The organism is Mycobacterium talmoniae (genome assembly GCF_001854525.1).
Taxonomy (GTDB): Bacteria; Actinomycetota; Actinomycetes; order Mycobacteriales; family Mycobacteriaceae; genus Mycobacterium; species Mycobacterium talmoniae.
In genome coordinates this window covers 16,762-37,740 of the sequence record NZ_MLQM01000018.1, presented here as the reverse complement: position 1 = coordinate 37,740, position 20,979 = coordinate 16,762, and the positions used below count along the sequence as shown (strand labels likewise).

The following is a 20,979-nucleotide window of genomic DNA, read 5'->3' as shown; positions in this document are numbered from 1 at the left end:
CTGAAGCGTCTGGTCTCGACGGTGTCGGCGGCCGCGCTCGCCGCCGCACTCGGCGGCTGCGGCAACACCGACTCGTGGGTGGACGCCGCCGCGGCGCCCGGTTGGTCGGCCCAGTACGGCGACGCGTCCAACAGCGGCTACACCGGCACCGCCGGGGCGGAGAACCTGACGCTGGGCTGGACCCGGTCGGTCAAGGGCGCGCTGGGGGCCGGGCCGGCGCTGAGCGGGCGGGGCTGGATGGCGCTCAACGGCCAAACCCGGGACGGCTGCTCGCTGATGGAATGGGAGAACAACAACAACGGCAGGCAGCGCTGGTGCACCCGGCTGTACCAGGGCGGCGGATTCTTCGGCCCGCTGTACGACCAATTCGACAATGTCTACGTCGGCCAGCCCGGGGCGATCCTGTCCTTTCCGCCCACCCAGTGGATTCGGTGGCGCCAACCGGTGATCGGGATGCCCGCCACACCACGGTTTCTCGGCGGCGGGCAACTGCTGGTGGTCACCCACCTGGGTCAGGTGCTGGTGTTCGACGCCCACCGCGGCACGGTGGTGGGCAATCCGCTGGACCTGATCGACGGCGTGGACCCCAAAGATTTCACCCGCGGTCTATCCGACTGCGCCCCGGCCAAATCCGGCTGCCCGGTGGCCGCCGCGCCGGCCTTCGCCGCCGCCACCGGCACGGTGGTGGTCAGCCTGTGGGAACCGGACGCCAAGGCGGCGGTGCTGGTCGGACTGAAATACCACCCCGGACACATCCCGCTGCTCACCAGGGAATGGACCAGTGACGCGGTGTCCGCCGGGGTGCTGGCCGGCCCGGTGCTGTCCGCCGACGGCGAGACGATCTACGTCAACGGCCGCGACCAGAAACTGTGGGCGCTGCACGCCGCCGACGGAAAACCGAAATGGTCTGCGCCGCTGGACTTTTTGGCGCAGACCCCGCCGGCGGTCACCCCGGGCGGACTCATTGTGTCCGGCGGCGGCCCCGACACCCGGCTGGTCGCGGTCAAGGACGCCGGTGACCACGGCGAGCGCGCGTGGCGGCGCGACGACGTCACCCCGCTGTCCTCCTCGAGCCTGGCCGGGAGCGTCGGCTACACCGTGATGGGCGGGACCACGGTCGGCCCGGCCGGCATGTCGGTGCTGGTGTTCGACCCCGACGACGGGCACACCATCAACAGCTATCCGCTGCCGGAGGCCACCGGTTTCCCGCTCGGGGTGTCGATCGCGCACGACCGCAAGGTGGTGACGGCCACCAGCGACGGTCAGGTGTACAGCTTCACGCCCGCCTGAGTTTTTGACGGCGAGCAGACGCAGATTCGCACATACGGGGCCCGGATCGTGCGAATCTGCGTCTGCTCGCGCAGGGAGCCGCGCGAGCCCTGCGACGAGCGTGCGCAAATGTACGCCCACGCACCAGGAAACCCGTACATTTGTGCACGCTCGCGGGTGGGTGACCCGCCCGCTACACCGTCAGCGGTGGGATGGCGTTGCGCGGCACCCGCACCGTGCTGGCGCCGGCGTTCAACGGCAGCAACTCCCCCGGCGCGAAGTAGAAGATCAGCTCGTCGTCGGTGATGGCGAAGTTCTGGTAATGCGACGGGTCGTGGCCGTTACCGGGCGGGATCAGCGCGCCGGACGCCCCGGCCTGCCGGACCAACTCCCGCTGCACGATCGGAAAGATGGTGTCCAACGGCTTGCTGCCCGGGGCAAACAGCGTGTCGTAGGTCACCGATTGGTTGGTGGCCAGGTCGTAGTTGAACGACTTGTACCAGGTCGACGGGTGCGGTCCCCCGACATCCTGGAAGATCTTGAGGACCACGCTGCGGGTGCCCTTCGGGGCCTGCCCGGAGCGGTGCTGCTCGGTGGTGGCCTCCATCTCATACGGCAGATCACGCGACCCCTGCGTCTGCGCGACGGTGATGAACCCGTCCCGGTTTTGCGCCACGTAATCGGTCAGCGCCGGATCCGGGTAGTCGACCGGATACTTCAAATCCAGCGTGTAGGTCGGGTTCGACGCGTGCACATGGCAGATCTGCTCGGCTTCGACGGTGCCGCCCAGGTCAGCGCAGGATGTCTGCGCCACCGCCGACGGTGTGCCGGGCCAGCTCGCCAGGAGCCCACCCGCCAACAGGGCGGCCACCACCAGAATGCGCATCGTCGAATGTCTCGCTTGCCTCGTCGTGTCCTTGCGGGCTGAAACCCCGGCCGGGGCCTGAATGTAACTGCCGATAGCCTACCGGGACGCTCAGCGGGAGGAACGGCAAACGAACACCGTTGCTCGCCCGGCCGCCCCGGACCCTAGTCGGGTGATGACCGCCGACAGCGGCCGGCTGCCGCGCAGCCGGAGCCGACGCCGCAGCGCATCGGGGTCGACGTCGACCCCGCGGATCAGGATCTCCAGCGCGCCGCAGTCCAGCGCCGCCAGCGCCTGCCGCAGCCCCTTTTCGCTGTAGGGCAGCCGCTCGAGCACCTCGAAGCCGCGCACGCCGGCCGGCAGCCGGTCACCGGACAGGTAGGCGATGTCGGGGTCGAGCTGCCACAGCCCGTGCCGGGCGCCGTAGTGGCGGACCAGCCCGGCGCGCACCACCGCACCGTCGGGGTCGACGATCCAGCGCCCGGCCGGCCGCACCGCGCAGTCATCGGGTTCGGCGTCGGTGAGCTGTTCGCCGCGGTCCAGGATGGTGGCCCGTCGACGCACCCCCGAGCCCGCCAGCCCCGCCGACCACAGACACGCTTCGCGCACCGCGCCGGCCACCGAGGTGACCTCGATCTCGCCGTCGAAACCCAGCCGCCGCACCGACCCGAAATCGATTCCGGGCGCACACTTTACGACGAGCTCGCGGCCCCGGTAGGTGTCCAACAACGCATCCAGCGCGGGCTGGTAATCGCGCGGGTTGAAGCTGCGTTGCCGGCCGCGGCGCCGGCCCGGGTCGGCGACCACCACCGCGGCGCGGCTGATCGGGGCCAGCGCGTCGGCGCGGCACAGGCCGACGGTGCCGCCCAGATTGTGCTGGGCCATCGCCAGGCGCACCGGGTCGAGATCGCTGCCGATCACCTGGGTCGCCGTGTCCCGCAGCGCCGCCAGCTCGGTCCCGATCGAGCAGGTGACGTCGTGCACGACGGCCCCGGACAGCCGCGCCGCGCGGTGCCGCGCCACCGGCGCCGCGCTGGCCTGCTGCAGCGCCTCGTCGGTGAACAGCCAATCCTCGGTGCCGGGCAGCTTGTCGGCGGCCCGGCGCCGCAGCAGCGTGGTCTCCACCAGCGCGGGTGCCCGATCCCCGAACCGCGCCCGCGCGGCGGCGATATCGGCGACCCGGGTGGCGTCGGTCAGCGCCAGATCGGCGACCTCGCGCAGGGCCGCGGCGCCGCGCTCCGAGCGCAGGTAGCCGACGTCGGCCCGGCTGAAGGTCAGGACGGCTTAACCCCGGTGACCATCACGTTGTAGAACCAGCCCTTGGGCACCACCCGGCGCCAGATGTTGGCGTCCACCCAGCTCAGCGTGGTCCAGCTGTTGAACGCGAACTTCGCCCAGCCCCAACCCAATCGGCCGGCGGGCACCGCGGCCTCGAAGGTGCGCACCGGCCAGCCCAGCATGGCGGCGGTGAACTCTTCGCTGGCGGTGGCGACCTGCACCGCGCCGGCGCTGGTGGCCATCCGCTCCAGGTCGGCGGGTTCGAAGGTGTGCAGGTCGACGACGGCCTCCAGCGCGGCCGCGCGGGAGGATTCGTCGAGTTCGGTCTGGGGGCGGCGCCAGCCGGTCAGGCCGGGCAGCCGGGTGAGGTTGGTGGTGGCCCGCCAGGTCAGGGTGGACAGGGTGCGGGCGTAGGTGTTGCCGACGGTGGTGGGTTCGCCGGCGAACACGAACCGCCCGCCCGGCTTGAGCACCCGGATCACCTCGCGCAGCGACAGTTCCACGTCGGGGATGTGGTGCAGCACGGCGTGCCCGACCACCAGGTCGAACGTGTTGTCGTCGTACGGGATGCCCTCGGCGTCGGCGACGCGGCCGTCGATGTCCAGGCCCAGCGACTGCCCGTTGCGGGTGGCGACCTTGACCATGCCGGGCGACAGGTCGGTGACCGAGCCGCGGCGCGCCACCCCGGACTGGATCAGGTTGAGCAAAAAGAAGCCGGTGCCGCAGCCCAGCTCCAGGGCGCGGTCATAGGGCAGGGTGCGCAACTCGTCGGCCGGGACGATGGCGTCGAAGCGGCCGCGGGCGTAGTCCACGCAACGCTGGTCGTAGGAGATCGACCACTTCTCGTCGTAGCTTTCGGCTTCCCAGTCGTGGTACAGCACCTGGGCGAGCTTGCTGTCGTGTCGCGCGGCCTCTACCTGCTCGGCAGTGGCATGCGGCTGCGGTGCCGGATCGGTACTCGTCATGATGGCTCAGCCTAGTGGGAGGCTGGGCCGACGAGGTAACCGCCGGTCCCGCACCTCACAGTGCGGTGAACAGGTCGCCGATCAGCGTGCCCAGCTCGCCGGGCAGCAGGGCGCTGAAGTCGGTGGCCGCCGCCGGCAACGCCGCGGCCAGCTCACTGGGCAGGTCGCCGAAGTCCAGGCCGAGCGGGACGCTGCCGGTGAACGCACCGATGATGTCCTGGATCATGACGACCGGGTAGTTCAGCGTCGTCCGGGCGATGTCGACGACGCCGTCCTTGAGCGAGTTCAGGATCGTCGACGGATCCAAGGTGAGCAGCGCCTGCCACACGTTGAAGGCCGCCATCTGCGGCGTGGTGATCAGGTCGCGGGTGTTGACGAACAGGTCCTGCAGCAGGTTCGCCGGCGCGACGCTTTCCCCGCCCCAGCTGACCAGCGTCCAGCCGTCCTCGGGATTTCCGGTGATCACCACCTGGTCGGTGTTGTCCAGCGGGTGTTCGAGGATGAGCAGCGGATTGGGGTTGTTGACGTTCATCATCGTCCAGATCATCATCGCGGCCCCGTGCGAGAACCCCACGCTCTCCCCGTTGGGGCTGGTCGCGTCGTACATCGTCTGGATGGCGTCGTTGTAGCGGTCCTCGAACGCCATCCCGTTGTAGTCCGACGAGCCCAGCTCCGGCACGAAGTACAGCCCCAGCGTCCAGGCCAGCGGGGCGGCCAGATACGCCAGACCGGTCAGGGCGTTCTGCGGGGCACCTTCGAAAATGCCGGCATTGAGCTCATTGAGCCCGGATAGGTCCGTCACCGGTGTCCCCGCCGCATTCGCCGCGTCGAGCCAGTCCGCGGCGGTCTCCTGGGTGCGGATCAGCCCGGAGGCGAAGATCCCGCCGTAGCTGCTCGGATCGGCGAGGTGCACCGGATTGCTGGGGTCGGCGAGGTAGGCGGCCTCCTCCGCACCGGTGGGGGTCAGGCCGGCCCCGGGCGCCACCGTCCCGATAATGCCCTGCACGTTGTCGAACGACTGGCCGTGCCGGATGAGGTCGATCGTGATATCGGCTTCGTCGGCGATCAGCTGGATCAGGCGGGACACGTGCACGTCGGGCAGCGGCGGTGCGGTCACCGGGGCGGTGGCGATGAGGCTGGCGCCCGCGAGGGCGATACCGGCGGTGATCCAGGGACGGGTGGCGAGTTGCTGCATGGACCGGCTCTTTCTCACGGTGACCGACATCACTTTTGACGCGTACGTTAGCTGATAAGAACGTGAGAAAACAAGAAATTTTCCAAAGAATTGGACGGGTCGACGGTGGTCTCAGCGGCGGACGTTGCCGCCGAGGCTGGCGGCGAACACCTCGACGTAGCGGCGCCGGCCGGCGGCCAGTCGCTCCGCCGGGGACAGGGTGAACACGTCGTCGATGCCGGCCTTGGCCGCGGCCAGCGCGAGCGGCGGGCTGTCGACAAACCGGCCCGCCCAGGCCACCGCGGCGTCGTACACCCCGTCGGGGGCCACCATGTCGTCAATGAGGCCCAGTGCCAGCGCCTCCTCGGCGTCGAAAAACCGTCCGCTGTACACCAATTCCTTGGCGCGGCTGGCGCCCACGGTGCGGGCCAGCCCGGCCATGCCGGCGCCGTCGGGAACCAGGCCGGCCAGAATCTCGGTGGCGCCGAACTTGACGTTGTCGCCGGCCACCCGCCAGTCGGCGGCCAGCGCCAGCGCCAGCCCGCTGCCCAGCGCGTACCCGGTGACCGCGGCCACGGTGGGCTTCGGGATCGCCGCGACGGCCGCGACGGCCTCGTGCCGGACCCGGGCGGCGGTGTCGGCCTCGGCCGGGGTCAGCGTGCGCAGTTCGGGAACATCGTCTCCGGCGCAGAAGATTTCGTGCCCGCCGAACAGGATCACCGCGGCGACGTCGTCGCGGCGGCCCGCCTCGGCGGCCACGGCCGCGATCTCCCGGCAGGCCTGCCGGGTCAGCGCGTTGGTGGGCGGCCGGGACAGCACCAGGGTGGCGACCCCGGGGTGGTCGGCGCTGAGGTGCAGCCGGGCGAATTCGGTCACTGTCCCCACCCCGGGGGCAGCGAATCCGGCCGCTGCTGCAGCGCCGCGTTGTAGCGCTCGGAATCGAAGAACTCGAACACCCAGTTGTCGCCGTCGATCGTCAAATCGGGTTGCACGGCGACGATTTGGCGTTCCACCGCGAGGACTTCGGCGACGGTGCGCCCGGCCAGCGAATCCAGCTGGGTCCAGGTTGGCGGCAACAGCAGATTGCGGCCCGCGGCGAAGTCCGCGATGGCGGCTTCGGGGGTGGTCCAGTCGGCGCGGTCGGATTCGGTGTTCTCCCCGTCGGCGCGTTGGCCGTCGGGCAGCGCGCCGACGAAGAAGTAGGTGTCGTAGCGGCGGGTGCGTTCGGCTTCGGGGGTCACCCAGTTCGCCCACGGCCGCAGCAGATCCGCGCGCAGCACCAGGTTTTCGGCGCGCATGAACTCCGCGAACGACAGCGTGTTGTCGGCCAGGGCCAGACGCGAATCCCGGTACACCGACACGTCGCCGACGATGCTGTGCGGGTCGTCCGCCGGCCCAGCGAACAGCACCCCGGATTCTTCGAACGTCTCCCGGGCGGCCGCGCACACCAGCGCCTCGGCCAGCTCGTTCTCGACGCCGAACCGCTGCGCCCACCAGTCGGGCGGCGGTCCCGCCCAGGCGATTTCGGCGTGGCGGTCGCGATCGTCGACCCCACCACCGGGAAACACCATCACCCGCGGGGCGAAATGCATGCGGGAGTGCCGCCGCATCAAGAACACGTCGAGACCGTCGGCGCCGTCGCGGACCAGCATCACGGTGGCCGCCGGCCGTGGGGTCAAGGGTTCGGTCATGCACGCCTCCGGTGGGCTGCGCGGGCGCGGGTGCGGCGCGCGAAGTAGCGCCCGTCGATGACGTCCAGCGCGATCGATTGGCCGAACGCCGCGGACAGGTTGTCGGCGGTCAGCACATCGGACAGCAAACCGGCCGCGACGACTTCGCCCTCGGACAGCAGCATGCAGTGCGAAAAACCGGGCGGGATCTCCTCCACGTGGTGGGTGACCAGCACCAGCGCCGGTGCGTCGGGGTCGGCCGCCAGATCGGCCAGCCGCGCCACCAGCTCCTCCCGTCCACCCAGGTCGAGCCCGGCGGCCGGTTCGTCGAGCAACAGCAGCTCCGGGTCGGTCATCAACGCGCGGGCGATCAGCACCCGCTTGCGCTCCCCCTCCGACAGGGTGCCGTAGCTGCGGTCGGCCAGGTGTTCGGCGCCCAGGCTTTCCAGCATGTCGATGGCCTGGTGGTAGTCGACGTCCTCGTAGCGTTCCCGCCAGCGGCCCAACACGGCGTAGCCGGCCGAGATGACCAGGTCGCGCACCAGCTCGTCGCCGGGCACCCGCTCGGCCAGCGCCGAGGAGCTCAGCCCGACCCGGGAGCGCAGCTCGGTGGAGTCGACCCGGCCGAGTTGCTCCCCGAGCACGTGCGCGGTGCCCGACGAGGGGTGTTCGGCGGCGGCGGCGATGCGCAGCAGCGAGGTCTTGCCGGCGCCGTTGGGTCCGATGACCACCCAGCGTTCGTCGAGTTCGACGGCCCAGTCCACCGGGCCCACCAGCACCTGCGCGTCGCGGCGCAGCGAAACATTTCGGAAGTCGATCAGCAGGTCGGCCGCGGCGGCGTCACTTCCTGTTTCGGGCACCCGACCATCGTGCCGTACCTCCCGCGAGCAGACGCAAAGGCCCCCAATTTCGGCAGGAAACCGGGGCTTTTGTTGGGGGCACCTCCCGCACGGGGGACTGCTCGCCGTAACGCCCGGGACTACTCGGGGGGGATCTCGACGCGGCGGCCGACGCCGTCGACGGCGTCGGCGGCCTCGATCTCGCCGCGGGTCACACCGAGGATGAACAGCACGGTGTCCAGGTACGGGTAGGTCAGCGACGCGTCGGCGACCTCCCGCAGCGCCGGTTTGGCGTTGAACGCCACCCCCAGCCCGGCCGCCGAGAGCATGTCGATGTCGTTGGCGCCGTCGCCGACCGCGACCGTCTGCTGCATCGGCACCCCGGCTTGTGCGGCGAAATCCCGCAGCGCCTTGGCCTTTCCGGCCCGGTCGATGATCTCCCCGACCACCCGGCCGGTGAGCTTGCCGTCGACGATCTCCAGCCGGTTGGCGGCGACGAAGTCCAGCATCAGCTCCTCGGCCAGCGGTTCGATGACCTGACGGAAGCCGCCGGACACCACGCCGCATTGATAGCCCAGCCGGCGCAGCGTGCGCAGCGTGGTCCGGGCCCCGGGGGTCAGCTCCAACTCGTCGGCGACCTCGTCGAGCACCGCGGCGGGCAGCCCCGCCAGGGTGGCCACCCGCTGCTGCAGCGAGGCGGTGAAATCCAGTTCGCCGCGCATCGCGGCCTCGGTGATCGCGGCGACCTCGGCCTCCTTGCCGACCCGGGCGGCCAGCATCTCGATGACCTCGCCCTGGATCAGCGTCGAGTCGACGTCGAACACGATGAGCCGTTTGGCGCGGCGGGCCAGGCTGGTGTCCTCGACCGCCACGTCGACGCGCTGGTCGGCGGCCACCCGGGTCAGCGCGGTCTGCAGCTCCCTGCCGGCCCCCGGCGGCACCGACACCCGCAGCTCCAGGCCGGTCACCGGGTAGTCCGACACGCCGCGGATCAGGTCGATGTTCACGCCCAGCGCGGCCACCTCACGGGACAGCCCGGCGAACGCCTCGGCGGTGATCGGCCGGCCCAGCACCACGATGGTGTGCGTCGACGGCTCCCGGATGATCGGCGAGTCGTCGCTGGGTTCGATGGTGACGTCCAGGCCGACGCGGTGGATGGCCGCGGTGACCTCGTCGTGAAAGGCGGTGTCGTCCAACACCTCCGAGGTGGCCGACACCAACACTCCCAGCGTCAACCGGCCGCGGATCACCACCTGTTCGACGTTGAGCAGCTCCACGTTGTGCCGGGACAGCACCTCGAACAGGGCCGACGTCACACCTGGCTGGTCGACACCGGTGACGGTGATCAACACCGACACCTTGGGCGTACTCACCCGCGGTTGCCGCCCAAACGACCCGGCCGCACAGGGTGTGCCCGCATCAGCTGGACTGCGCCTCGGCGAGCTCGGGCTCCGGGGTGTGGTGGCTGCGTCCCACGTGCGCCTCGGCGCGCAGCCGCTCCACCATGTGCGGGTAGTGCAGCTCGAACGCCGGACGCTCCGAACGGATCCGGGGCAGCTCGGTGAAGTTGTGCCGCGGCGGCGGGCAGGACGTCGCCCACTCCAGCGAGTTGCCGTGACCCCACGGGTCGTCGACGGTGACCACCTCGCCGTAGCGCCAGCTGCGGAACACGTTCCAGGAGAACACGATCATCGACGAACCCAGGATGAACGCCCCGATGGTGGACACGATGTTCAACGTCTGGAAGCCGTCGGTGGGCAGGTAGTCGGCGTAGCGGCGCGGCATCCCCTCATCGCCGAGCCAGTGCTGCACCAGGAAGGTGGTGTGGAACCCGATGAACGTCAACCAGAAGTGCAGCTTGCCCAACCGCTCGTCGAGCAGCCGGCCGGTCATCTTCGGGAACCAGAAGTAGATCCCGGCGAAGGTGGCGAACACGATGGTGCCGAACAGCACGTAGTGGAAGTGGGCCACCACGAAGTAGGTGTCGGTGACGTGGAAGTCCAGCGGCGGGCTGGCCAGCAGCACCCCGGTCAGACCACCCGCCAAGAAGGTGACCGCGAAGCCGACCGAGAACAGCATCGGCGTCTCGAAGGTCAGCTGGCCCTTCCACATGGTGCCGACCCAGTTGAAGAACTTGATGCCGGTCGGGATGGCGATCAGGAACGTCATGAACGAGAAGAACGGCAGCAGCACCGCACCGGTGGCGAACATGTGGTGCGCCCACACCGCCACCGACAGCGCGGCGATCGACATGGTCGCGTACACCAGCGTGGTGTAGCCGAACACCGGCTTGCGGCTGAACACCGGGAACACCTCGGTGACGATGCCGAAGAACGGCAGCGCGATGATGTACACCTCGGGGTGCCCGAAGAACCAGAACAGGTGCTGCCACAGCAGCACGCCGCCGTTGGCCGGGTCGTAGATGTGGGCGCCCAGGTGCCGGTCGGCGAACAGCCCGAACAGCGCGGCGGTCAGCAGCGGGAAGACCATCAGCACCAGGATCGACGTGATCAGGATGTTCCAGGTGAAGATCGGCATCCGGAACATCGTCATGCCCGGGCAGCGCATGCACACCACGGTGGTGACCATGTTCACCCCACCCAGGATGGTGCCCAGACCACCGACGGCCAGCCCCATGATCCACAGGTCGGGTCCGGCGCCGGGCGCGTGGATGGCGTCGGTCAGCGGGGTGTAGGCGGTCCAGCCGAAGTCCGCCGCGCCGCCGGGGGTGATGAACCCGGCGATCGCGATCGTCGCGCCGAACACGAACAGCCAGAACGAGAACGCGTTCAGCCGCGGGAAGGCCACGTCGGGGGCGCCGATCTGCAGCGGCAGGACCAGGTTGGCGAACCCGAACACGATCGGGGTGGCATAGAACAGCAGCATGATCGTGCCGTGCATGGTGAACAGCTGGTTGAACTGCTCGTTGGACAGGAACTGCAGCCCCGGCGCGGCCAGCTCGGTCCGCATGAACAGGGCCAGCAGGCCGCCGATGAAGAAGAACACCATGCAGGCGACGCAGTACATGATGCCGATCAGCTTGTGATCGGTGGTCGTCACCAGCTTGTAGATCAGGCTGCCCTTGGGGCCGAGCCGGGCTGGGAACGGGCGACTGGCCTCTAGTTCTCCGCGTGGGGGCGCTTCGGCGGTCAAGGCTCCTCCAAACATGGGCATCCCGGGAAACTTCTCTGGGAATCCTAGCCCGAGAACCACCCCGCGTCGGCATGGGTCCTACAAACCGTCGTAATTGGCTGGCTACCGGCGCGGACGGCGGCGGATGTTACCGTCACACCCGTGCGGCTCGACGGTGTGCGACCTGGGGTTCTGGCGGCCGCGATCGCGGTGCTGGCGGTGTGCGCGGGATGCACCTCATCCGGGCACGACGGCGGGTCGGCCGCGTCGTCGGTGATCACCAGCACCACCAAGATCGTCGACGCCGGGGTGCTGGGTAACGAGCGCCGGCCCGACGAGTCCTGCGCACCGGAACCGGCCAAGGCCGATCCGGGCGGCGACACCCGGCAGGCTCACAACGCGGCCGGGGTGGAACCCGATACCGCCGAGGTGCCCGCCGACCCGCAGCGCATCGTGGTTTTGTCCGGCGATCAGCTCGATGCGCTGTGCGCGCTGGGGCTGCAGTCCCGGATCGTGGCCGCCGCGCTGCCCGACAGCAGTGATGCCCAGCCGTCCTATCTGGGCACCGTCGTGCACGATCTGCCGCCGGTGGGCAGCCGCAGCTCCCCCGATGTGGCCGGTATCGCCGCCGCCCACCCGGATTTGATCCTGGGTTCGGCGACGCTGACCCCGACGCTGTACCCGGACCTGGCCAAGATCGCGCCGACGGTGTTCACCGGGGCGCCGGGCGCCGGCTGGGAGGAGAACCTGCACGGGGTGGGCGCGGCGACGGCGCGTACCGGGGCCGCCGACGCGCTGGTGGACGGGTTCACCACCAAGGCCGCCCAGGTCGGTGCCGACCACGACGCCCCGCACTTCCAGGCGTCGATCGTGCAGCTCACCGAGAACACCATGCGGATCTACGGGGCCGACAACTTCCCGGCCAGCGTGCTGTCCGCGGTGGGCCTGGACCGCCCCGCCTCGCAGCGGTTCACCGATAAGGCCTACGTGGAGATCGGCACCGGCGACCTGGACCACGCCAACTTCTCCGCCGCCGACGCCGACATCGTCTACATGTCGTTTGCCTCGCCGGCCGCCAAGAAGCGCGCCGAGGCGGTGTTGGACAGCAAGGCGTGGCGGCGGCTGTCGGCCGCCCAGGACAACCGGGTGTTCGTGGTCAACAACGAGGTGTGGCAGACCGGGCAGGGGGTGGTCGCCGCCCGCGGCATCCTCGACGACCTGCGGTTTATCAACGCCCCGATCAACTAAGCGGGCCTATAAATTCGTCGGTACTGCCCATGTGTGCTGAGATCGACACCCCAGCTGACATGTGACCCCGAAAAACCGGGGGGTCAGGCCGCTGGGATGTCGTTTCAGTAGCGCTGGCGCCCTGACCGCTGCAGCGCCTCCAGCAATCGGCAACGAACCCAAGAAAATGGCGACGCGGCCGCGTCGGTGTGGCCACCCACCTCGTTAATTGGCGGGCTGGCCGATCAGCCGGCGCAGTTCGTCCGAGGCCGCCCGACGGGCGGTGTCCGCGTCGTCCCGGAGTCGGCGGATCTGCCCATCGAGGTCGGCGACCTGGTTCTGCAGCTGTTCCAACTCACCGACCTGGCGGCGCCGCAGCTCGCCCTCGGCGCCGTCGGCGCCGAGCACCTTGAGCTGTTCGGCGGTGCGGCTTTGCGCAGCGAAGATGTCGGCGCGTTCGCCCTCCAGCTGCTGGCGTTGGCTGTCCATCAGGTTGGCGTGCTCCCAGTGCCCGAGCACGCCCGACAGGGCGTCGATGGTGTCCGTGTCCAGCGACCGGCTCGCCAGCCATTGCTCCAGTCGACCCGGCGACAGCTGGTGGTACTCGATTTTCGAGTAGGTCGGCCAGGTCTCCAGCACCGTGGCCTCGCGCACCTGGTGGCCGGGCACCTCGACGGCGAAGCGATGCCACGCCCCGTCGTCGCTGGCCTCGGCTTTGGAGATGCCATCCTGCGGCTGGAAGGTGCGTCCCGACAGCTGCGGAAGCTCGAAGGTGACCTCGACGGGTTCGTCGTGGTCGTTTTCCGCCCGCAGGGTGTGCCGTTGCTCCTGTCGCCGCTCTTCGACCACCGCGTCGGCGGCCAGCCGCACCCTGGCGGTGACGGTGTCGCTGGTCGCGGTGCGCCGGCAGCGCACCGCGAGGTCCTTGGCGAAGCTCAGCCGCACCTTCGCACCGCGGGCGGTGAAGTCCAGCATGGCTTCCCCGGCGTAGTTGCCCTGCTCGTAGATCACGGCCGGACCTTCTTCCAGGACGACGCCGGTGGAGTTGGTGAACGCCAGCATGATGTCGGGTGCGGGCTGGGGGCCGTCGCGCCACACCAGCTCTCGGCGCACCGCGTCGACCGGTGCCACCGCTAACGGGACCATGGCCGCGCCGCCGCGCTTCAGCGACACCGGGGCGGTCAGCCGGTATTCGAAATACTCGCCGCGGTCGCCGGTTTCAACCTCGGCGGCGGCTCCTTCGTACGCGTAGGCCTCATAGTCAGCGGCCATGCCCGCGGGCTCGGGCAGTCCGCCGGCCGGCACCGGCATCGGCGCCGCGTGCCTCGCTATGCGTTTCCCGGCCGGCGCGGCGGCAACGCGTTGGCTCTCCTCGACCACGGTCCGCTGCACCTGTTTGCCGTGATACAGGTCGATGTCGAAGGACACCGGTTCACCGGTGGTCAGGGTCAATTCGACCTCGGTGAGGTCCTCGTCGACCGGGTTGTGCACGATGCCCATCGCCACCACTACCAGCGTGTCGCCGTCGCGGAGCAGCCGATACGACACCCGCCACATCGGCGCCGGCACGATGTAGGACACCCGGGCGTCGTCGGTGCGGCCGCGGATCTGCACGGTGACGTCGCAGTTCTGGCCGGCCGTCGCGGCGCGGGATCGGTCGATCAGGTACGCCAGGTCGTCACGGGACGGGTCCTCCAGCAATTCGAGACCCTGCGCGTCGGCGAGGTCGACCAGGCTGACCGCGCCGGACTCCGACCGCAGCACCAGCAGCCGACGGGTCGGGTTCTCCCCGGAGTCGTCGACGCCGATCACCTCGCCGCGATGCCGCCGATCGCCGCAGTGCACCTCGACGGCGCGGCCGCGCAGCCCCTCGATCAGCCCGAGCAGCGCTTCCCCCGGCTGGACGAGCAGGTTGCGGTTGGCCAGGTCGGTGCGGGGATCCGATGGGGTGTCGAACGCGACGGTGCCCACCGACGCCTGGCCGTCGGCGACCTCGACCGTCAGCGACTTGAGCACGTCCTTCATGTCGTCGCGGCGAAACGTCAGGGCGAAATCGCCATCGACCGGGCCGCGGCGCCCGACGAAGGCGACGCCGTGCTTGTACATGACGAGTCGGTCGACTTTGGGGCGTGTGCTCATGGGGTGGACAGTAGCGGGGAGGGCCGACAGTGCTAACCAGATCAGACACCGCTTCTGCTGCGCCGGTCGCAGTCGCAATGTAAACCGTCGACCCAGTCGACATCGCTGGAGTTCGTCAACCCGATCCTTACCTGACCGTTTCGGCACTCGACGTCGCGACTCGATTCAGAATAATGGTTGCGCCGAGTCCAACGACCGCGAGGAAGAAGATCAGCTGAGAAATCCCAAAGGCCGCAAATCCCTTCATCGTTTGATAAGCCGAGTCAAATTCTATGCCGACAATCGCGAGATGTGTGGCCGCATTCACCACGCCACCCCCTATCAAAATTATCGACCAGAATTTTCCAAACCAGTTGAATACCGAGCGTGGAATTATTCCGACACCTACCATACCTGCGATAGTAATCGCGAACTCGATAAGCGCTAGCCAATGAAATGTCGGGCTGTTCTCTGACTTCCCTGGACTCAACATCGATAGCCGGATTAGGGCAACCAGGAACAAGGCAACGCATGTGACCCACGAGGCGATCACGGTCCTTCGCCCGGCAGCCCTGCTACCCATTGCGATAAGCGCAAACGGCATAGCAACTAGACCCAATAACACCGAAGTCGTTATCCAGGGGCCTGGAAAAAGCACACCGTGATTATCACTCCGATGGGCCCACAGCACGAAAGCAGCCGGGGTAGCGATTAGGATCATCGAAATGCCAGCTGCGGCGAAGTACGGAGAACGCCTCACTTGCTGAACTGCCGCCGAATCGGCACCGGACCTGCCATGGCCGGTACCCGGATAGCTGCGTTGCGGATGATGCGGCGGCGGCCAACCCGCTTCCGCCGGTGGCGATGGCCAACCCGCGCCGACTGGAGGCGGCGTCAGCGCGAAAGGCACGGGTGGCGTCGACGCGAAATGCGTCGGTGCCAACTGGGTCGCCGCCAATAGGGTCGGCGGCACCTCTGGCGTCATTGCGCGAGCCCCGCCGTCCAGCGCCGCGCGCGCCGCTTCGGCCAACGCGACCGCCGACTGGAAGCGCTGTGCCGGATCCTTAGCCATACCCATGGCAATGACGTCATCGAACGCCGGCGACGCCCCCGCCTCCGACGGCCGCGGCGGCGGCTTGGTCAGATGCCCGGCGATCTGCTGCTCCATGCTGCCGCCGCCGAACGGCGAGCGTCCGGTCAAACACTCGTGCAGCACACACGCCAATGCATAAATGTCGACCCCCGGACCACCGTCGCCGGTTTCGAACCGCTCCGGCGCCATATAGGCAAACGTCCCGATCGCCGCACCGGTACTGGTGAACCGCGTCGCACCAGTCTGGCGGGCGATGCCGAAATCGATCACGTAGACGAAATCACGCGCGGTTACCAGGATGTTCGGCGGCTTGACATCGCGGTGCACCAGCCCACTCGCATGCGCGGCATCCAATGCCTCGGCCACCTGCTCCACGATCCGCACCGCCCGCGCCGGGTCCAGCGCCCCGGCCCGCAGTACCGTTCCGAGATCTTGGCCCTCGATCAGCCGCATGTCGACATACAGCCGCCCGTCGATCTCGCCGTAGCTGTGGATCGGCACCACATGCGGATCGTTGAGCCGGGCCGCCAGATGGGCCTCGCGACGGAACCGCTGCTGAAACGTCTCGTCGGCGGCCACCTGCGGCGCCAACACCTTCAACGCCACCTCACGATCCGTCGCGGTGTCATACGCGCGGAACACCTGACCCATCCCGCCCTGGCCTAGGGTCGCGCGCAACTCATACCGGCCAAACGACGACTCGGCCACCACTCCCCCTGCCCACCGACGATGTGTCAGAGATTACTCGACAGCCCTAGACTGTCTGCACGCTGCGATAACGGTGCCCTCGGCACGCCGCGGCGGGCGACCCGGGAACAAGATCCAAATTTACTTCGCTAAGCTATGCAAAGATGTGCACAGTTCTATATACGAGGGATATCACCAAATGAGCACCGTTTCCGCCTACGCCGCCACCTCCGCGACCGGACCGCTGACCAAGACCACCATCACCCGCCGCGACCCCGGCCCGCACGACGTCGCGTTCGACATCCACTTCGCCGGCATCTGCCACTCCGACATCCACACCGTCAAAGCCGAATGGGGCCAGCCCAACTACCCGGTGGTCCCCGGCCACGAGATCGCCGGCGTGGTGACCGCCGTCGGCTCCGAAGTCACCAAGTACAAGGTCGGCGACCACGTCGGGGTGGGCTGCTTCGTCGACTCCTGCCGCGAATGCCCGAACTGCCTGGCCGGCCTGGAGCAGTACTGCATCGGTGGCGGCATGATCGCGACCTACAACTCAGTCGGCCGCGACGGGCAGCCCACCCAGGGCGGCTACAGCGGCGCGATCGTCGTCGACGAGAAGTATGTGCTGCGCATCCCCGACGGGATCCCGCTGGACGCGGCCGCGCCGCTGCTGTGCGCCGGCATCACGCTGTACTCGCCGCTGCGGCACTGGAACGCCGGGCCCGGCAAGCAGATCGCGATCATCGGCCTCGGCGGCCTCGGCCACATGGGCGTCAAGCTCGGCAAGGCGATGGGTGCCGAGGTCACCGTGCTGTCGCAGTCGCTGAAGAAGATGGAGGACGGCCTGCGGCTCGGCGCCAGCCACTACTACGCCACCTCTGACCCAGACACCTTCAAAAAGCTGCGCGGCAGCTTCGACGTCATCCTCAACACCGTGTCGGCGAACCTGGACCTGGGCGCCTACCTGAACCTGCTCAAGGTCGACGGCACCCTGGTCGAGCTCGGCATGCCCGAGCACGACATGGCGGTGCCGCCGTTCCCGCTGGCCGGGATGCGGCGCAGCCTGTCCGGGTCGATGATCGGCGGCATCGCCGAAACCCAGGAAATGCTGGACTTCTGCGCCGAGCACGGCGTGCGCCCCGAGATCGAGGTCATCGAACCCGACTACGTCAACACCGCCTACGAGCGGGTGCTGGCCAGCGACGTGCGCTACCGCTTCGTGATCGACACGTCCTCGCTGCGGGCCGCCTAAACGGCCAGCCTGCCGCACCGAACTGAGTGCCTAGAACGAGCCCGACGCCTCGGCATCGGGCTCGTTCGTTTAGGCCGTGACGCGTCTGATCGGCCGGAAACCGTAACCGCGGCTCGCCGAACGTGCGTCCACGGCGGGAAAATCGCCAAAAGGTCGCCGTGAGCGCACGTTCGGCGCAGGGGCCCGCCGCCAGCGCACGTTCGAAGCAGCAGCGTCGCCGCCACCACGCCAGCGCGCCCGAAAAGTCCCAAAGTCCGACACGCGAGTGATCCAAGTTCCAGCTGTTACTGGTGAGGCGTGTGTACCGTCGGCCGTGATGTTTTCGTGATATCGAGCATCCCCGTAGTGCGGGCGTTTGTGGGTCGGGACGCGTCTGCGAGTTGAACATATAGGCGTTTCGGCTGGTTGGAGGGACGTTTTGCAGCGGGTGGGCAACTTTGTAGTGCGCTGGCCGGTATTCGTCATCGGCGCCTGGGTCGCGCTGGCGGTGGCGTTGTTCCTGAACTTGCCGCCGCTGGGCCAGATGGTGCGCGAACATCCGGTCGGCTTGATGCCGGCCGACACCCCGGCCATGGTCACCGCCCAACAGATGGCCAAGGCCTTCGACGAGTCCGGCTCGAACAACCTGCTGATCGCCGTCCTGACCAACGAAAAGGGCGTCAACCCCGCCGACGAGAACGTCTACCGCGACGTCGTCGGCAAGCTGCGCCAGGACAAGCGCGACGTGGTGATGCTGCAGGATTTCGTCGACACCCCCGCCCTGCGCGAGGCCATGACCAGCAAGGATCACCAGGCCTGGCTGCTGCCGATCGGCCTCGCCGGCGAGTTGGCGACCCCCGAGGGCTACGACGCGTACGACCGGGTCACCGACATCGTCAAACAGGCCGTTAAGCAGGCCCCAGCCGGATCCGGCCTGGCCGCCGACTTCGCCGGACCCGCGGCCACCATCAACGATCTGGCCGACGCCAGCGACCGCGATATGCACATCATCGAGATCGCGACCGCGATCATGGTGCTCATCGTCTTGCTGATCATCTACCGCAACCCGATCACCATGTTGCTGCCGCTGATCATGATCGGCGTGTCGATGGTGACCGCACGCGGCATCGTCGCCGCGCTCGCGCAGCACGGCATGGCGGTGTCCGACCAGAGCGTCGTGTTCATGACGGCGATGATGACCGGCGCCGGAACGGATTACGCCGTCTTCCTGATCAGCCGCTATCACGATCACCTGCGGCAGGGCGCCCCGTCGAATCGGGCCGTGGTGGGCGCGCTGACCTCGGTGGGCAAGGTGATTGCGGCCTCCGCGGCGACCGTGGCGGTGACCTTCGCCTGCATCGTGTTCGCCCGGTTGGGCATGTTGTCGACGATCGGTCCGGCGCTGGCCATCTCGATCGCGGTGGTGTTTTTGGCCGCGGTGACCCTGCTGCCGGCCCTGATGGCGCTGACCGGCCGGTGGGGGTGGATCGCGCCCCGCCGCGACCTGACCACCCGGTTCTGGCAGCGCCTGGGCAAACGGATTGTGCGCCGCCCCACCGGCTATCTGGTCGGCAGCCTGGTGATTTTGACGGCGTTGGCCGGCCTGGGCAGCATGGTGCACTACAACTGGGACCAGCGCACCACGCTGCCCGACAGCGTCGACAGCAACCGCGGATACGCCGCGGTCAGCCGCCACTTCCCGCTCAACGCCACCATTCCGCAGTACCTGGTGATCCAGTCGCCGCACGATCTGCGCAGCCCCAAGGCGCTGGCCGACCTGGAGCAGATGGCCGCCCGGGTGAGCCAGCTGCCCGATATCACCGCCGTCCGGGGCATCACCCGGCCCAACGGCCAACGACCGGAACAGGCCAGCGTGGCGTATCAGGCCGGGCAGGCCGGCGACAAGCTGCAAACTGCGTCGCGCCTGATCAACGACCACACCAGCGACCTCGACGAGTTGGCCAAGGGCGCCAAGGATCTGGCCCGCAGCCTCGCCGAGGCGCGCGGCCAGGTCAACCAGGCCGCCGCGCAGGCCAACGGGGTGATCAGCGCGCTGAGCGATCCCCGCATCCAGAACGCCCGCGCGACGGTGCAGCGACTGGCCAACGACGGGACACCCGGCCGGATCGCCCAGCTCGCCAGTCAGCTGCCGGACTCGCCGGAAAAACAGAACATCCAGGCGCAGGCCAACACCCTGCGCGGGACGCTGACCAGTGCCAACGCCGCCGTGCCGGCGATGCCCAATCCCGGTGCTGCCCGCGCCCAGCTGGCCGCCATGCAACAGGGCGCCGCCGCCCTGGCCGAGGCCAGCCAGCGCCTGGCCGACGGGGTGCAGCAGCTGGTCGATCAGGCCAAGCGGGTCGGCGCCGGCCTGCAGGAGGCCTCGGAATATCTGCTCACCCTCAAGCGCGGCGCCTCGGATCCGGCGATGGCGGGTTTCTACATTCCCGCGCAGGTGTTGACCGGCGACGACTTCAAGAAGGCCGCCACGGCTTTCGTCTCCGCCGATGGGCACGCGGTGCGGTACTTGATCCAGACCGAGCTCAACCCGTTCAGCACCGCGGCCATGGATCAGGTCAACGCGATCACCGCCGCGGCGCGCTCGGCCCAACCCAACACCGCACTGGCCGACGCGTCGGTGTCGATGACGGGATTCCCGGCGGCGAACCGGGATCTGCGCGACTGCTACAGCGTCGATCTGCGTTTCATCATCATCGCGACCGTCATCATCGTCTTCTTGATCCTGGTGCTGTTGCTGCGGGCCCTGATTGCCCCGATCTACCTGATCTGTTCGGTGGTGGTGTCCTACATGGCGGCGCTGGGCATCGGGGTCATCGTGTTCCAATTCATCCTGCACCAGCAGTTGTCCTGGAGCGTGCCCGGCATCGCCTTCATCGTGTTGGTCGCGGTCGGCGCGGATTACAACATGCTGTTGATCTCCGAGATCCGTGACGAATCCGCGCAGCGCGGCCTGCGCTCCGGCGTCATCCGCACGGTGGGCTCCACCGGCGGGGTGATCACCTCGGCGGGGGTGATCTTCGCCGCCTCGATGTTCGGTCTGCTGTTCGGCAGTGTCGACGGCATGGTGCAGGTGGGCTGCATCATCGGCGCCGGGTTGCTGCTGGACACCTTCCTGGTGCGCACCGTCACGGTGCCCGCCCTGGCGGTGCTGGTCGGTCAGGTGAACTGGTGGCCGATCCTGTGGGGCCGGCCGCACCGACCAGACGCCGTCCCGCACGAATCAGTGCCTGCATCGGAAAAGCCGGCGCGGCAGCACGACCCGGCGCCGACGCTGGAGAAGCCGGCCACCATGCCCGAGCTGGTCACCGTTCCGGATTCGCCCGCCCCGCTGCTCGACGTTGTCGGCCTCGCGACCGAAAACCTCTGTGCCCCGCGCGGTTCGATGAGCTTGGCGGGCCAGAAAAGGTAGC

At 68.7% G+C, this 20,979-nt stretch carries 15 protein-coding genes; 4 read left to right on the top strand and 11 right to left on the bottom strand.

Annotated features, from left to right (window positions below; translation table 11 throughout):
* On the top strand, positions 1-1,290 hold the full coding sequence (locus BKN37_RS06000) for an outer membrane protein assembly factor BamB family protein (RefSeq protein WP_423212765.1): 1,290 nt from the start codon (positions 1-3) through the stop codon (positions 1,288-1,290).
* Between the two features lie 172 nt (positions 1,291-1,462).
* On the opposite strand, the gene BKN37_RS05995 is transcribed toward BKN37_RS06000, so the two are convergent.
* The 9 genes from BKN37_RS05995 to ctaD all read right to left on the bottom strand — a co-directional run bounded on the left by BKN37_RS05995 (position 1,463) and on the right by ctaD (position 11,213).
* Positions 1,463-2,155 carry an esterase gene (locus BKN37_RS05995; protein ID WP_071023219.1) on the bottom strand — a complete coding sequence of 231 codons (693 nt, stop codon included), beginning with the start codon at positions 2,153-2,155 and terminating at the stop codon, positions 1,463-1,465.
* A gap of 90 nt (positions 2,156-2,245) precedes the next feature.
* Entirely contained in the window at positions 2,246-3,412 is a 1,167-nt protein-coding gene (locus tag BKN37_RS05990) for a THUMP-like domain-containing protein (protein ID WP_083341602.1), read from the bottom strand.
* Positions 3,409-4,377, bottom strand: coding sequence for a class I SAM-dependent methyltransferase (locus tag BKN37_RS05985; RefSeq protein ID WP_071023209.1), 969 nt, complete (start codon positions 4,375-4,377; stop codon positions 3,409-3,411). Before BKN37_RS05985 ends, BKN37_RS05990 begins: the two co-directional genes overlap by 4 nt.
* Before the next feature lie 55 nt (positions 4,378-4,432).
* Positions 4,433-5,572 carry a histidine phosphatase family protein gene (locus tag BKN37_RS05980; protein ID WP_071023206.1) on the bottom strand — a complete coding sequence of 380 codons (1,140 nt, stop codon included), beginning with the start codon at positions 5,570-5,572 and terminating at the stop codon, positions 4,433-4,435.
* Positions 5,573-5,683: 111 nt separating this feature from the next.
* Positions 5,684-6,427 carry an enoyl-CoA hydratase gene (locus tag BKN37_RS05975; RefSeq protein WP_071023202.1) on the bottom strand — a complete coding sequence of 248 codons (744 nt, stop codon included), beginning with the start codon at positions 6,425-6,427 and terminating at the stop codon, positions 5,684-5,686.
* Positions 6,424-7,242 (bottom strand): NUDIX hydrolase, encoded by an 819-nt coding sequence (locus BKN37_RS05970; protein ID WP_071023199.1) that lies wholly within the window; start codon positions 7,240-7,242, stop codon positions 6,424-6,426. The genes BKN37_RS05975 and BKN37_RS05970 overlap by 4 nt, the downstream gene beginning before the upstream one ends.
* On the bottom strand, positions 7,239-8,081 hold the full coding sequence (locus BKN37_RS05965; protein WP_071023194.1) for an ABC transporter ATP-binding protein: 843 nt from the start codon (positions 8,079-8,081) through the stop codon (positions 7,239-7,241). Before BKN37_RS05965 ends, BKN37_RS05970 begins: the two co-directional genes overlap by 4 nt.
* Positions 8,082-8,200: 119 nt before the next feature.
* Positions 8,201-9,433: a phosphoserine phosphatase SerB gene (serB, locus tag BKN37_RS05960; protein WP_071023191.1), complete on the bottom strand. Its 1,233-nt coding sequence runs from the start codon at positions 9,431-9,433 to the stop codon at positions 8,201-8,203.
* Between the two features lie 46 nt (positions 9,434-9,479).
* Positions 9,480-11,213, bottom strand: coding sequence for an aa3-type cytochrome oxidase subunit I (gene ctaD, locus BKN37_RS05955; RefSeq protein WP_071023188.1), 1,734 nt, complete (start codon positions 11,211-11,213; stop codon positions 9,480-9,482).
* Between the two features lie 141 nt (positions 11,214-11,354).
* On the opposite strand from ctaD, the gene BKN37_RS05950 reads away from it, so the two are divergent.
* Complete coding sequence (locus BKN37_RS05950) at positions 11,355-12,440, top strand: iron-siderophore ABC transporter substrate-binding protein (RefSeq protein ID WP_071023185.1); 1,086 nt, start codon at positions 11,355-11,357, stop codon at positions 12,438-12,440.
* A 204-nt stretch (positions 12,441-12,644) separates the two neighbouring features.
* Here the strand turns inward: BKN37_RS05950 and BKN37_RS05945 are convergent, their stop codons facing one another.
* Both BKN37_RS05945 and BKN37_RS05940 read right to left on the bottom strand, forming a co-directional pair.
* Positions 12,645-14,558 carry a hypothetical protein gene (locus BKN37_RS05945; protein ID WP_071023180.1) on the bottom strand — a complete coding sequence of 638 codons (1,914 nt, stop codon included), beginning with the start codon at positions 14,556-14,558 and terminating at the stop codon, positions 12,645-12,647.
* Positions 14,559-14,685: 127 nt separating this feature from the next.
* Positions 14,686-16,338: a serine/threonine-protein kinase gene (locus tag BKN37_RS05940; RefSeq protein WP_083341603.1), complete on the bottom strand. Its 1,653-nt coding sequence runs from the start codon at positions 16,336-16,338 to the stop codon at positions 14,686-14,688.
* 178 nt (positions 16,339-16,516) lie between these two features.
* Between BKN37_RS05940 and BKN37_RS05935 the strand changes: the two genes are divergently transcribed.
* Both BKN37_RS05935 and BKN37_RS05930 read left to right on the top strand, forming a co-directional pair.
* Complete coding sequence (locus tag BKN37_RS05935) at positions 16,517-17,569, top strand: NAD(P)-dependent alcohol dehydrogenase (protein ID WP_071023174.1); 1,053 nt, start codon at positions 16,517-16,519, stop codon at positions 17,567-17,569.
* A 418-nt stretch (positions 17,570-17,987) separates the two neighbouring features.
* Positions 17,988-20,978, top strand: coding sequence for an MMPL/RND family transporter (locus BKN37_RS05930; protein ID WP_423212763.1), 2,991 nt, complete (start codon positions 17,988-17,990; stop codon positions 20,976-20,978).
* Position 20,979 lies beyond the last annotated feature (1 nt).